Source organism: Corynebacterium antarcticum (assembly GCF_016595285.2).
Lineage (GTDB): Bacteria > Actinomycetota > Actinomycetes > Mycobacteriales > Mycobacteriaceae > Corynebacterium > Corynebacterium antarcticum.
Map to the genome: position 1 here is coordinate 25,883 of NZ_JAENIP020000003.1, position 13,828 is coordinate 39,710.

General features: G+C 66.0%; 12 protein-coding genes and 1 pseudogene. 7 read left to right on the forward strand and 6 right to left on the reverse strand.

Annotation, left to right across the window (positions count from 1 at the left end; all coding sequences use genetic code 11):
- Window positions 1-5 precede the first annotated feature (5 nt).
- The 5 genes from JIM95_RS07510 to JIM95_RS07530 are packed head-to-tail and all read right to left on the reverse strand — an operon-like array spanning window position 6 to window position 3,494.
- On the reverse strand, window positions 6-1,250 hold the full coding sequence (locus tag JIM95_RS07510) for an ABC transporter permease (RefSeq protein ID WP_200259528.1): 1,245 nt from the start codon (window positions 1,248-1,250) through the stop codon (window positions 6-8).
- Window positions 1,247-2,155: an ABC transporter ATP-binding protein gene (locus JIM95_RS07515; RefSeq protein WP_200259531.1), complete on the reverse strand. Its 909-nt coding sequence runs from the start codon at window positions 2,153-2,155 to the stop codon at window positions 1,247-1,249. The genes JIM95_RS07510 and JIM95_RS07515 overlap by 4 nt, the downstream gene beginning before the upstream one ends.
- 22 nt (window positions 2,156-2,177) lie before the next feature.
- On the reverse strand, window positions 2,178-2,759 hold the full coding sequence (locus tag JIM95_RS07520) for a hypothetical protein (protein ID WP_200259534.1): 582 nt from the start codon (window positions 2,757-2,759) through the stop codon (window positions 2,178-2,180).
- Window positions 2,756-3,202, reverse strand: a complete 447-nt coding sequence (locus tag JIM95_RS07525; protein ID WP_200259537.1) for a hypothetical protein — start codon at window positions 3,200-3,202, stop codon at window positions 2,756-2,758. The genes JIM95_RS07520 and JIM95_RS07525 overlap by 4 nt, the downstream gene beginning before the upstream one ends.
- 22 nt (window positions 3,203-3,224) lie before the next feature.
- The gene (locus tag JIM95_RS07530) at window positions 3,225-3,494 is read right to left on the reverse strand and encodes a helix-turn-helix transcriptional regulator (protein WP_200259540.1); all 270 of its coding nucleotides are present in this window, start codon (window positions 3,492-3,494) and stop codon (window positions 3,225-3,227) included.
- Between the two features lie 136 nt (window positions 3,495-3,630).
- On the opposite strand from JIM95_RS07530, the gene JIM95_RS07535 reads away from it, so the two are divergent.
- From JIM95_RS07535 to JIM95_RS07565, 7 genes are all read left to right on the forward strand, one after another.
- Entirely contained in the window at window positions 3,631-4,491 is an 861-nt protein-coding gene (locus tag JIM95_RS07535) for an aldo/keto reductase (protein WP_200259543.1), read from the forward strand.
- On the forward strand, window positions 4,488-5,273 hold the full coding sequence (locus tag JIM95_RS07540) for an enoyl-CoA hydratase (protein WP_200259546.1): 786 nt from the start codon (window positions 4,488-4,490) through the stop codon (window positions 5,271-5,273). The genes JIM95_RS07535 and JIM95_RS07540 overlap by 4 nt, the downstream gene beginning before the upstream one ends.
- Before the next feature lie 133 nt (window positions 5,274-5,406).
- Window positions 5,407-7,830, forward strand: coding sequence for an HAD-IC family P-type ATPase (locus JIM95_RS07545; RefSeq protein WP_410170764.1), 2,424 nt, complete (start codon window positions 5,407-5,409; stop codon window positions 7,828-7,830).
- Window positions 7,831-8,230: 400 nt separating this feature from the next.
- Complete coding sequence (locus JIM95_RS07550; protein ID WP_200259549.1) at window positions 8,231-8,575, forward strand: DUF485 domain-containing protein; 345 nt, start codon at window positions 8,231-8,233, stop codon at window positions 8,573-8,575.
- A gap of 8 nt (window positions 8,576-8,583) precedes the next feature.
- Window positions 8,584-10,236, forward strand: coding sequence for a solute symporter family protein (locus tag JIM95_RS07555; protein ID WP_200259552.1), 1,653 nt, complete (start codon window positions 8,584-8,586; stop codon window positions 10,234-10,236).
- A gap of 148 nt (window positions 10,237-10,384) precedes the next feature.
- Complete coding sequence (locus JIM95_RS07560) at window positions 10,385-11,281, forward strand: hypothetical protein (RefSeq protein WP_200259555.1); 897 nt, start codon at window positions 10,385-10,387, stop codon at window positions 11,279-11,281.
- A gap of 176 nt (window positions 11,282-11,457) precedes the next feature.
- A complete protein-coding gene (locus JIM95_RS07565) occupies window positions 11,458-12,798 on the forward strand; it encodes a cation:proton antiporter (RefSeq protein WP_200260123.1) in 1,341 nt (446 codons plus the stop codon).
- Between the two features lie 15 nt (window positions 12,799-12,813).
- Here the strand turns inward: JIM95_RS07565 and JIM95_RS07570 are convergent.
- Window positions 12,814-13,685: pseudogene (locus JIM95_RS07570) on the reverse strand (DUF1906 domain-containing protein).
- Window positions 13,686-13,828 lie beyond the last annotated feature (143 nt).

The window sequence follows — 13,828 nt, forward strand, 5'->3', positions numbered from 1 at the left end:
CCGAGTCAGCCCCGCCGTACCCCACGCAGTGCCTTCAACCACCCGACGGGCGAACCGGTGTGCAGGATCGACGAGCGGTAGATCCGGGCGGCCAGCCAGCTCGTGGCGACGGTCGCGAGGGTGAGGATGAGGGCCGCGCCCAGGACCCCTCCGACACCGACGTTGCCCACCGCGTACTGCAGAGGAATCGTCGACGAGGAGAACGGCGGCACCCAGGCGACCACCCGCATGAACGTCGAGTCGACCTGTGTCAGACCGAAGAAGGGAACGTACATCACGGCCATCAGCAGCAGGATCACCGGTGTCTGCACGCCCTGGAAATCCTCCATCCGGGACACCAGCGAACCGGCCGCCGCGTAGAGCACCGAGAAGAAGAGGTATCCGAGGACGTAGAACAGCAGCAGAACGGGGAGAACGGTGAGGTCGATCTCGACGTCGAAGCGTTCGCCGATCCCGGTGAAGCCGATCCCCGCAGCCGTGACTGCGAACAGCGTGGCGACGAACGCCAACCCCACGCCGCCGACGCCGATGATCTTGCCCCACAGCAGGTCCAGGGGACGGACCGTGGCGACCATGAGCTCCACGACCCGGGAGGACTTCTCCTCGATGACCGCGGAGCCGATGGTGATGGCGAACATCATCACCGACATCACCAGCACGCCGAGACCGATCAGGGTGACCATGACCGTGCCCGCCGTGCGCGGGTCACCGAAGGCCCCGCCGTCTGAACCACCGTCGACGCGGACGGTGGTCACGGTACCGGCGGCGGTGATCTCGGCGACCTGTTCGCCACTGATCCCGAACTCGGTGAGCAACCCGTCCCGTGCGATCGCGGCCTGTGCCGCCCGGAGAGCGGTGAGTGAGTCCGTGTCGACGGAGGACTCGGAGACCAGCTCCCATCCCGTACCCGATTCCGCGGGCCGGTAGATGGCGTCAATGTCTCCGTCGGAGAGTGCCGCGAGTGCGGTGTCCCGGTCCGGGTACCCGGCGGATTCCATCGCGGGCCCGTCGCCGTTGTCGTCGGTTACGGCGGCGAGTGCGGCGGGTTCCGCACCGACGTAGCCGATGACCTGTGGTGCGTTCTCCTTCGATCCCTGCCAGGCGCCCCAGCCGAGACCTCCGAGGACAGCGACGAGCATGATGGCGAGGGTCACCCAGACGGATTTCCGGGTGAGTACGGCGCGTGCCTCACGGGCGGCGATCAGCCGGATCGCGGCAGTCGAAGAATAGGTGTCGGTCGGACGGCTCATGGTTTCACTACTTCCTGGAACAGATCGGACAAGTCGGGGCGGCGTCGGGTGAAATGGTGGACGGGACCGGCGGCCATCGCGGCGCGCAGGATGTCCTGGTCGGTGGCCGGGGATCCGGGGTCGAGGGTGAGTAGTGTCGCGGTGTCGTTTCCCCCGGCCCGGCGGATGCCGGGCACCGACCGCCACCAGTCACCCGGGGCGTCGACATGCACCTCGTAGGTGTCCTCACCGGTGTCCCGGAGCTCGTCGACGGTGCCTTCCGCGCGCATCCGGCCTGAGGCGATGATCCCGACGCGGTGGCAGAGACGTTGGACGAGGTCGAGCTGGTGGGAGGAGAACAGGACCGGGACCCCCGCCTCCGCCCGCTCGACGAGGATGTCGCTCATCACGTTCACCGCCACGGGATCGAGTCCCGAGAACGGTTCATCCAGGACGAGGACATCCGGGTCGTGGACGAGGGCGGCGGCCAGCTGCACTCGCTGCTGGTTGCCGAGGGACAGCGACTCCAGCTGGTCGCCCGCACGGTCGCTGAGCCCGAGCTTTTCGAGGAGCGCGGTGGTGCGGGACTCCGCCGAGGATCTGTCGACTCCGTGCAGGCGGGCGAGGTAGGTCAGCTGTGCGCCGATCTTCTCCTTCGGGTAGAGGCCCCGCTCCTCGGGCATGTAGCCGATGCGTCGACGGGAGGATTCGGTGAGTGGTTCGTCACCGAGTCGGACCTCGCCGGAGTCGGCTGCGATGACCCCGAGCGCGATGCGCATGGTGGTTGACTTGCCGGCCCCGTTGGAGCCGACGAAGCCGTAGATCTCGCCGGGGTGCACGGTGAAGGTCATGCCGTCGAGGGCGGTGAGGTCGCCGTATCTCTTGGATATCCCGTCGATGACGAGCGGGGATGGTGAGTGTGTCATGGGGTTTGTCTTCCTTCTGGTTTCAGTCCGCGTCGGGGAACAGCAGATCGGGATCGGTCGGGTCGGGAAGGGTCCAGGCGAGCACGAGTCCGGGGATGGCGCCGATCAGACCGATGATGAGGAACATCGTCATGCCGGTCGTGTACGTGAGGTCGTACAGATCTCGCATCGCCCACCCTCTGTCCAGCGCCCGGACCGATCCGAAGGTGATGATTCCGGCGTAGACCAGCCCGATCGCGTAGTAGAAGTGGGTGGTCGCGGCGCGCAGCCGGAGCTGCCGCGCCAGTTCGTATTCGTCGAGGAACTCCGGAGGGGCCATGTCCTCCAGTCGGATCAGGGTGCGGATCGTGAACCAGAGGACACAGGCCACCAGGGACAGCACCGCCGCGACCGCGAGCAGTGCCGCCTGTTCGCGGAGTACCGCCACGACACTGAGTGCCACCCCGGTGAGGTAGACCCCGGAGAACAGGAGAACCAGGGCCCGCCGGTGGCGACGGTTCCGCCAGCGGTGGAACCGGGAATCCAGGACGTCCCGCCGACGTTCGAAACTGTCCAGGCGGTGCCTGCGGTAGCGGGTCATCGGGGAGATCCCGCGGCCGGTCACATGTCCTCCCCGTCGGGTGTGGTCCACGCGGTCACGAGGTTCGGCCAGGTCAGGGCGAAAAGGACCGCAAGGAGGAGGAACGCGGTGGTGGCACGGATCAGATCCACCGAACCGGATTCCGCGGAGACCCCGATGACCAGCGCACAGACGCCGGCGCAGGCCGACAGTATCCACAGGGCCTGCTCGCGACGGCGTGACCTCTGTGCGTGCTCGTATTCGTCCAGTTCGCGGGACCGGTCGTTCATCCCGGTCACCGTGCCGAGTCGGTTGGACAGTACGGCGAGTAGGACGCAGGTGGCGGCGAACGGGTACACGGGCACCGCGCCCGTGCCGATTCCGATCCCGATCAGTGCCGCGACGGCGGTAGCCGCCGTGAATGATCCGGCGAGAAGACGCCGCCCGCGCAGGGGAACGGTCGGTGCGATTGTCCGGGGAGCTGTCATCGTCGTGTTCCTTTCCGTGCGTTCACCTTGCAACCGGTGAGGGGTAGAGGTCGTGGGACATGGGGCTGAACTCATCCCGGGAGAACACCGCCTCGACCGGTAACCGGAAGGTCTCGGCGATGCGCATCGCCAGGTCGAGGCTGGGGTAGTGGTCTCCACGCTCGAGCGCTCCGACGGTCTGTGGATTGACCTCGATGACCGCCGCGAGATCAGCACGTGACATCCCGCGCTCCGTGCGCAGAACTTTGACGCGGTTGTAGATTGGCCGCGTCGGCTTTTTCGATGGGGACATGGAATGAAGTGTTGTATAAACACAACGATATGTCAAGATATCGCTCTGTGCCGTTGTATGGGGTCGTGCGAATCCGACGCTCCTGTGACCTTAAGGCCCCGTGCGCGTCCCCGGACATGGGTGTTCAATGGGGCCCATGACTGAGAAGACCTTCCCCACGACCGTGACCCTGAACGACGGCAACGAGATACCGCAGCTCGGATTCGGTGTCTACAAGCTGAAGGACGATGAGTGCGTCACCGCGGTCCGGCACGCCATCGAGGTCGGGTACCGGCACATCGACACCGCCGCCATCTACGGCAACGAGGAGCAGGTGGGCAACGCCATCCGGGACGCCATCGCGGCAGGTGACGTCACCCGCGAGGAGCTGTTCGTCACCACGAAACTGTGGAACGACCGCCAGGGTGCAGAGGAATCGGCCCGTGCCTTCCAGGAATCACTGTCCAGGCTCGGGCTCGACTACGTGGACTGCTATCTCATCCACTGGCCCTGCCCGCGGAAGGGACTCGCCGTGGAGACCTTCAGATCGATGGCGAAGCTCCAGGGGTTCGGCAGTATCCGGTCGATCGGTGTCTCGAACTTCTACGCCGAGACCCTGGATGAGGTGATCTCCGGAACCGGGATCACCCCCGTCCTCAACCAGATCGAACTGCACCCGGGTTTCTCCCAGGCGGAACTCCGCGCGGTCAACCGCGAGCGGGGGATCGCCACTGAGGCATGGTCCCCGATCGGTCGCGGCAGGGGGCTCGATGATCCGGTGATCCGTCGGATCGCCGAAGAGCATGACCGGACCCCGGCGCAGGTGATGCTCCGGTGGCACCTCCAGCTGGGCAACATCATCATCCCGAAGTCGGCGCACCCGAAGCGGATCAGCGAGAACTTCGACATCTTCGATTTCCACCTCGGCGACCGCGACATGGAGTGCATCACCTCCCTGGATGACTCCACCATCGCCGGTCGGATCGGACCGGACCCGCTGACGTTCCCCGAAGAATGAGCCCGGTACAGAATCCGGGGACGGATCAGCTCCACGTCCACGACGAGGGCAGAACCAGGGTTCTCACCCTGGATCGACCCCGGGTCCGCAACGCCCTCGACACCGGCCTCTGTGCCACGTTGACCGGAGCCATCCGCGCCGCGGGTGAGGAAGGAACCCACCCGGGGCACGGGGTCGGGCCCCGGGTGCTGCTGCTCCGGGGTTCCCGACCGGCCTTCTGCGCCGGAGCGGACCTCAATCAGGCGCACTCGCCCGAGTTTCTCGACACCCTGGGGGAACTCCTCCGGACCCTGGTGGAGTGCCCGCTGCCGGTGATCGCAGACATCCAGGGGCCGTGCATCGGCGCCGGCCTGCAGCTGGCGTTGGCGAGTGATCTGCGTGTCGTCGGGCCGGACGCCTGGTTCGGTCTCCCGCCCGCGGCACTGGGGATCGCCCTGGACGACTGGACCGTCGGACGGTGCGTCGACCTCATCGGCGGGTCCCGGGCCCGGGGGCTGATGCTCGGTGGTCTGCGGATGTCCGCCACCGAGGCCGCGGCATGCGGATTCGCCAACGCCTCCGGCGGCTCCCGGGATGCGGCGGAACTGGCGGGTCGGGTCGCTATGCTCGCGCCACTGTCGGTGCGGCAGCTCAAACTCGCGCTCAACGACACCGGGAACGCGGCCGCGGGAACCGGAGCCGCGGCCCGCGAACTCCACGACATCTGCTGGGCGAGTGCGGACGCGGCTGAGGCGCGGAAAGCCAGGTCGGAGAAGCGGCCGGCAGAGTTCACCGGCCGTTGATCTGTCACGGCGGACACCGGAGGCCGGTCCCTGAAGTACCTGCGTACGACGGCCCGGCGGGCTGAACAGCCGACTTTCGGACATCCGACGGTGAATGCTGTCAGCCGGGTTCCCGCGGATTAGAGTTGGCGCCATGAACATGGATCCAGCAGCCACCGCTGTCGCCACGACCGGCTACACAACCGGCCCGGAGGGGCTCGATTCCGGGACCGTCCGGGAACGGATGGAGTCGGGGAAGGTCAATCACTCGGTACGGCGTACCGGACGCAGTGTCCCGGACATCGTCCGGAGCAACGTATTCACCCGGATCAACGCGATCCTCGGTGTGCTGCTGGTCATCGTCCTGATCACCGGATCGATCATCAACGCGGCCTTCGGTCTGCTCATCGTGGCGAACTCGGCGATCGGCATCATCCAGGAGCTTCGCGCCAAACGCACCCTGGACAAACTCACCATCCTCGGTGAATCCATGCCCCGGGTGGTCCGGGACGGGGTGACCACCGAGATCGTCCGTGATGAGATAGTCCTCGATGATCTCATCGACGTCGGCCCGGGGGACCAGATCGTCGTCGACGGCTACGTGCGTTCCGCTGACGCCCTCGAGGTCGATGAATCCATGCTCACCGGGGAATCCGACGCGGTGGTCAAACAGAGCGGGGACGAGATCCGTTCGGGATCGTATGTCACCGCGGGGTCGGGGACGTACCAGGCGACCGCCATCGGGGAGGACTCCTACCAGGCGAAGCTCATCGCGGAAGCTGGCCGGTTCACGTTGACGGATTCGCAGCTGATGGACGGCATCAACCGGATTCTCCGGATCATCACCTGGCTGCTCATTCCCACGGGCGTCCTCACCGTGTGGACCCAGCTCGGGCGGACGGGGGCGCCCTGGAGGGAAGCCGTTCTGTCCATGGTCGCGGCCCTCGTCCCGATGGTCCCCGAGGGACTCGTGCTGATGACCTCCATCGCCTTCGCGGTCGGGGTCGTCCGGCTGGGTAAACGCAAGGCGCTGATAAACGAGCTGCCCGCGATCGAGGGCCTCGCCCGCGTCGATCTCGTCTGCGCCGACAAAACCGGCACCCTGACCGAGAACCGGATGGAGCTCGACGGGATAGTCCCCGTGGGTGGCCACTCGGACGCCGAACTGGCGCGCCGGGTACTCGCCACGATCGCAGCCGCGGACGATCACCGGAACGACACCATGCAGGCGATCGCGGAGGAGGTCAACGATATCGAACCCGACGGTGTGACCTCGACGATCCCCTTCGATTCCGCCCGGAAATGGTCCGGTGTGTCCACCGTGCGGACGGGGGACTGGGTCCTCGGCGCGCCCGATGTCCTCGTCGCGGACGGGGACGATGTTCTCACCGCCGTGGAACCCTACATGGACCGTGGTCTCCGCGTGCTGATGCTCTGTCGGGCGAAGGCACTCGGGGATGTCTCGGCGTCGCCCGCGGCACCGGGCTGTACGTCACTGACCCCGTGCGCCCTGGTTGTGCTGAGACAGAAGATCAGGGAGGACGCCGCGGAGACCCTGGGGTACTTCGCCCGTGAAGGGGTGGAGGTGAAGGTCATCTCCGGCGACAACGCCGTCTCGGTCGGCGCCGTCGCCGCGTCACTCGGGTTGGTGGGCAAGGTCGTCGACGCACGCGAGCTTCCTGTGGCCGATGATCCCGACTTCGTCCGGCAGGTGAGTGAGGGGACGGTGTTCGGTCGCGTCACCCCTGAGCAGAAACGCGACATGGTGGTGGCGCTGAGATCGCAGGGGCACACCGTCGCGATGACCGGCGACGGCGTCAATGACGTGCTGGCGCTGAAGGATGCGTCGATCGGGGTCGCCATGGGATCGGGTTCCCCCGCCACGAGATCGGTCGCGCAGGTGGTGCTCCTGGACAACCGGTTCGCGACCCTTCCCCATGTCGTGGCGGAGGGGAGGCGGGTCATCGGCAACATCGAGCGCGTCGCGAATCTCTTCCTGACCAAGACAATCTACTCGATCGTGCTGGCTCTGGTCGTCGGGTTGTTCGGGGTGACCTTTCCCTTCCAGCCGATCCACGTCACGATGATCGGCTGGTTCACGATCGGGATCCCGGCGTTCGTCCTGTCACTCGCCCCGAACCATGAGCGGGCCCGGCCGGGATTCGTTGCCCGGGTCCTCCGTCTCGCCCTTCCCTCGGGATTGCTGATCGGGGTGTTCACCGTGGCGTTCTGGCTCCTCGTGAACCCGGGGGCTCACGCGCCGGCCATGGAGGTGAGGCAGGCGGGAACGGCCACCCTCACGGTGACCCTCGTCATGGCGCTCTGGGTGCTCGCCGTGGTCGCCCGACCGTACCAGTGGTGGCGGATCGCGCTGATCGCCAGTGGAGCGGTCGCCTACGTCGTCATTTTCTCGGTGCCGCCGCTCGCACGCCTGCTCTTCCTGGATGCCTCTGATCCCGCACTGCTGTTCCGGGCCCTCGTCGTGGGCGGTATCGGTGCCGCGATGATCGAGGTGTCATGGTGGATTGGCCAGAAACGGTCCGGTCGAACCGTGAGGATCTTCGCTTTCGGCGGATGAGGCCTTCCCCGTGGCCTCATTTTCGGGTGCCCCGGTGCTTCAACCGGAAGACAGTTGGATTCGCAATCTTCACACAGCCCGAACAGGCGGGCGATGGGGGGTTGTTGACGAATGGGGATGTTGCAGTTCAGGACCGACTGTGGGGGTGGGGGAATGCTGTGAATGCAGTAATTCCCGCGATTAGCTTTCACATTGCAACGTGAGCTAGGTAACTTCACACCTACACCTTGTTTTGTGATCGCTTGCACAATGATGGCCGGCGGGCCAGTTCCGTCACCACCCTCGAGCGTCCGACAGTGGTGTGCGAAGTGGGAGAGCGGACGGCCATTCGGTGGCCGATCCGCCCGACCTGAATAGTGCCTCCGTCAAAATTAACCACAGAAAGCGAGATGACCCTCACATGAGTGCAGACTCATCCGCCCCGGTGCGGCGCCGTGAACCCGGTGCCGCAGAATTCCGGGCCATGCAGAAAGATCCTGAATTCCTCGACCTCAAGAAGACGTTCCGCGGGTTCGCCTTCCCGATGAGTATCGCGTTCTTCCTCTGGTACATGTTCTACGTCTTCCTCGCGGTCTACGCGAAGGACTGGATGGGAACCCCGGTGTTCGGAAACGTCAACTGGGGCGTGATCATGGGACTTCTCCAGTTCGTGACCACCTTCGCCATCACCTGGATCTACGTCAATTTTGCCAATAAGAAGATCGAGCCCAAGGCGGCAGCGATCCGTGAGAGAATGGAAGGCTAATACCTCTCATGAATAACAACATCAGTTACTCCGCCCAGGAAGTGGGCGCGCAGGCCGGTAATCCGATCCTGAATATCGCCGTCTTCATCATCTTCATCGTCGTCACGATGGGTGTCGTCATCAAGGTGGGCAAGTCCACCAGTGAGGCCTCCGACTTCTACACCGGTGGCGCCCAGTTCTCCGGTAAGCAGAACGGACTCGCCATCGCGGGCGATTACCTGTCCGCCGCCTCCTTCCTCGGTATCGTCGGTGCCGTCGCCCTCGCGGGATACGACGGCTTCCTCTACTCCATCGGCTTCTTCGTGGCCTGGTTGGTCGCGCTGCTGCTCGTCGCCGAGCCGCTGCGGAACACCGGTAAGTTCACGATGGCCGACGTCCTGTCGTTCCGACTCAATCAGAAGCCCGTCCGGATGGCCGCCGCACTCGGCACCCTGTTCGTGTCGCTCTTCTACCTCATCGCTCAGATGGCCGGTGCCGGTTCACTGGTTGCCGTCCTGCTGAACGTGCACGACAAGTCGCAGCAGGCCATCGTCGTCGCTGTCGTGGGTGTCATCATGATCGCCTACGTCCTCTTCGGTGGAATGAAGGGAACGACCTACGTACAGATGATCAAGGCCGTCCTCCTGGTCGGCGGTGTCGGCATCATGACCGCGCTGATCTTCATCAAGGTCGGTTCCTTCCCGACGCTGCTCGACGCAGCGGTCCAGAAGCACGCCGAGTCCGATTACCTCGCCAGCAAGGGCTACGACGCCCACGCGATCCTGGAACCCGGCCTCAAGTTCGGCAAGGACAGCGTCACCAAGATCGACTTCATCTCCCTGGGTCTGACCCTGGTTCTCGGTACCGCGGGACTCCCGCACGTGCTGATGCGCTTCTACACCGTCCCGACCGCACGTGAAGCCCGCCGCTCCGTCACCTGGGCCATCGTGCTCATCGGCGCCTTCTACCTCATGACCCTGATGCTGGGCTACGCCGCAGCAGCCATGGTCGGACCGGACCGCATCCTCGGTGCGCCCGGCGGGCAGAACTCCGCGGCACCGCTGCTCGCGCTCGAACTCGGTGGCTCCTTCTTCATGGCCGCGATCTCCGCAGTGGCGTTCGCCACCGTGCTCGCAGTGGTCGCCGGACTCGCCATCACGGCGTCGGCCTCCGTCGCCCACGACATCTACCACTCGATCATCCGCAACGGTGAATCCACCGAGGCGGAACAGGTTCGGGTCTCCCGGATCACGGTGGTCGTCATCGGTGTCACCGCGATCATCCTCGGTATCCTGGCGATGAGTCAGAACGTCGCCTTCCTGGTCGCCCTGGCCTTCGCCATCGCAGCCTCGGCAAACCTGCCGACGATCCTGTACTCGCTGTACTGGAAGAAGTTCAACACCACCGGAGCCCTCTGCTCGATGTACACCGGCCTCATCCTGGCTCTGGTTCTCATCGTGTTCTCCCCGGCCGTGTCCGGTACCCCGTCCTCGATGGTCCCCGACGCCGACTGGGCCTGGTTCCCGCTCCGTAACCCGGGTCTCGTCTCCATCCCGGCGGCGTTCCTCGCGGGCTACCTCGGCACCATCTTCGGCAAGCCGGACAACCTGGACGACCTCCAGGCTGAAATGGAAGTCCGCTCGCTGACCGGTGTCGGTGTGGAAGCCGCGGTCGACCACTAGTACCGTTTTCCACTTCGCACGCTGATCGGTTTCCACCCGTGACGGCGGGTGGGCACCAGGCATCACAGCAGTAGAACAAGACGGCGGCCCCGTCCACCAGAACCCGAGAGAATTGGGGGTGGACGGGGCCGCCGGTATCATGTCCGACATGGCTAAACATTCCGCCGGGCACCGGGCTGGCCCGGACGGACGTAGTGACCGCTGGCGGCGGATGGTGCGGGTAACCCCGGTCATCGTCGCAGTATCCTGCATCCTCTCGCTCCCGTTCCTCCCCGTCGTCGTTGACGACGGGGATTCCGGCGTCGGTGTGACCCCGCGGGTGCCCACCGCATCGCCGGTGGGCACCCGGGCCTCGGGTGTGAGTCTCTCGAGCGAGGACCTCGGCGAGTTCACCGCCAACGCGACCGGGTCACAGGTCTCGTTCACGCGGCTCTCCGACGGCTGGCACACCGGTACCGCCACAGAGAGGTTCGCCCGCCCCGCGCTGAGCCTGATCAAGCTGTACATCGCGGACTACGTGCTCCGGTACGGGTTGCCCGAGGACAAACCGGCGGCCGTCGAGATGATCCGCTCGTCCGACGATGACCTCGCCGACGAGCTCTGGGACCGGTACCCGCGGGCGATCGACGTCACCGCGAAGAACTACGGGCTGCTGTCGACCAGATCGGACGAGGAACGGTGGGGATACAGCGTCACCTCCACATACGATGTCGTCTCATTCATCCAGCAGAAGCTGGAGACCGACCCCATGTCGCCGATCCTCACCGCGATGACCCAGTCCGACGAATTCGCGGCCGACGGGTACCCGCAGGATTTCGGTACGGCGGTTCTGCCCGGGGCGGTGGGAACCAAGTGGGGATGGTCGAACGACTACTCGCTCCACTCCTCGGTGACCTTCGGGAGGGATTTCGTCGCGGCGGCGGCCGTCACCGGGTCCGCGGAAGATCTCACCGCACTGGTGGAGGCCCAGCTGGGCGGACTCGTCGGTGAGCGTGCCGGATCCGTCCCCCCACCTCCCGGGCGCCGTCTGGAAGCCGGGGGATAGGGCTGTCCGATACGGTTCCACTGCAGCGGTTCCGCTTCACCGGCTTATCATGGGCAATCGTCAGGGCCCCGGTACCGCCCCGTCCGTAGTTCCCCTCCACGAATTGAAGGTCGACGTTGAATTCGATAACTGTGCTCGCCTCCGGCGCCGCGGTCGCACCGGGGGTCATCGTCTCGATGATGTGGATCGCGATCGCGGCCCTCGCGTCGCCGCTGCTGTCCTTCCTGACCGGAAAACGGGTCCCGGGCGTGGTGTTCATGCTCCTGCTCGGGGTCCTCATCGGTCCGGAGGTCCTCGACCTGGCCCATCTGGACGGGTCGAATGCCCTGCTCCGGGAACTCGGCCTGGGGATGCTCTTCCTGCTCGCGGGCTGGGAGATCGATCCCGATGTCATGCGGGGGAGACAGGGACGCCGGGCCACCGGAACCTGGCTGCTCAGCCTGGGGCTCGCCGTCGGTGCGGCGCTGCTGTTGCTCGGTACCGATGATCTGCTCCGGAGCATCGTGCTCGCCATAGCGGTCTCGTCCACCGCGATGGGCACACTGCTGCCGGTGATAAAGAACTCCGGACGTGCGGACTCCCCGGTCGGCCAGGGAGTTCTGGTCCACGGTGCCGTCGGGGAACTGGGGCCCGTCTTCGCGATGGCTCTACTGCTGTCCACGCGGACGACCTGGCTCACCCTGCTCATCCTCGTGCTCTTCATGGGTGGTGCGATGATGGTGGCGTTCGTTCCGCGCACCGTGTCCCGTCTCGTGCCCTGGGTCGGACACGCGGTCCGTGACGGAGCCAGCCACACGAGTCAGACCGTGATGAGGATGGTGATCGTCCTCCTCACAACCCTGATGGCGATGGCCGCCGTGTTCGAACTCGACGTGGTGCTCGGGGCCTTTGCGGCGGGCATCATTCTCCGCGGGCTGGTTCCAGTGCGCGCGAGGAAGACGGTCGAGGCGCGTCTCGACGTGATGGGTTACGGTCTGCTCATCCCGGTGTTCTTCATCACGTCCGGTATGGCGATCAACGTCCGTGAGGTCCTGCACTCGCCCTGGGCGGTGGTGGTGGGGATCGTCGTCATCTTCATCGCGCGGGGCCTGCCCATACTGCTGATGGAACGCTTCACCGACACCGGCTCCGGGATCCGGGGTTTCCGGGACCAGATGGAGCTCTCGCTGTACTCGGCGACGGGCCTGCCGATCATCGTGGCGGTCACCGAGATCGCCGTGGACCGGGGACTGCTCGGGGAGGGGCACGCGTCGGTCATGGTCGCCACGGGGGCCGCCACGGTGCTCCTGTTCCCGATGCTGGCCGCGAACGTGCACTCCCACGTCCCCTCCCCGGAGTGTCCCGGGGACGACGAGGAGCGCCGGCGGGTGGTGGGGGACATCGAGGCTGAAGCCGCCGAGTACCGGAGTGAGACGAACGGTGGCGCACGACGGTCGGGTGCCGTCCGTCCCAGGCCGAGGCCGAAGAGCCGCACCGTCTCCGACGACGAGATCACGATCGATTCGGACGGGGACTGACGGAAGGCTCCGTGCTCAGCTGGACAGGGCGGTGAACTGCGTCGGCAGCTGACCGATCGAGCTGGCCGGGGTTCCCTCGGGAGCGGGAGGCAGGGGTGCCGGCACCTCCGCCGGAGCCGGGGTCGCGGGTTCCGGGAACACGGCCGTCCACTGTCCCCAGTCCCGGGAGTAGACGTCGTTCACGTCAACCTCGACACCTGAGATCCAGGCTCTGCGCTTAGCCGGCTGGTGCAGGTCCGCCCGGCGATGGAGGCGTCCGCCGGAGCCCCAGTCGTGCTGCCAGAAGAACTCGCCGAGTCCATCGGCCAGGGCCCACTCGATGACGTTGTAGTTGCCGTACACACCCAACCGGAGTCCGGCGACCTCGAGCGCGGTCCCGAACACGGTCAGGTAGGGGCGGATCTGGCCCTCGTACTGGCCCCGGGTCGGGTTGTCGTCGATGGCGACGTAGATCGGCCGTCCCGCAGGACCGCCCGCAGCGGCGTGGAGGGCGATGGCCTGGGGGGGCGTGGGTGGCGGCACCTGCCGCACCCGGGAGCCAGTCCGCGGTGTCGGCGCGGCCGAACTGGTAGACGCTGGCTGTGGCGAGCCCCGCTGACCGGAACGCGAGGGTTTCCGCGGCGGTGACGGGTTTCCCCAGCATCCAGTTCTCGGTGCCCGGGCGCCTGCCGGAAACGTACCTCACGGCACCCAGGTGGCCCGCTGCCGCGATCGCGCGGGCGTCGGGAACCCCCGGCGGCGTAGTCCAGCACCGTGCCCAGTACGGGCCGGGCGGCGTATGCCCGGGGGAGCGTCCCGGTCGAGGATGCGATGGTGCCGCCGGCCGCGGCGAGTGCCGCCGCCTTGAGGAGGGTGCGACGTTGGATGAGGGGGCGCTGCGATGTCATACGGTACCTTCTGCGGTGATCGGGAGAACCTGCCATTCCCACGGGTCATATGCACCACATTAGCAACTTCAAGACACAACAGTGATGCGTAGTCTCTGCTCATGCCCACGTTCCGGCCCTGATGGCGGTCATTCGTGGTACCC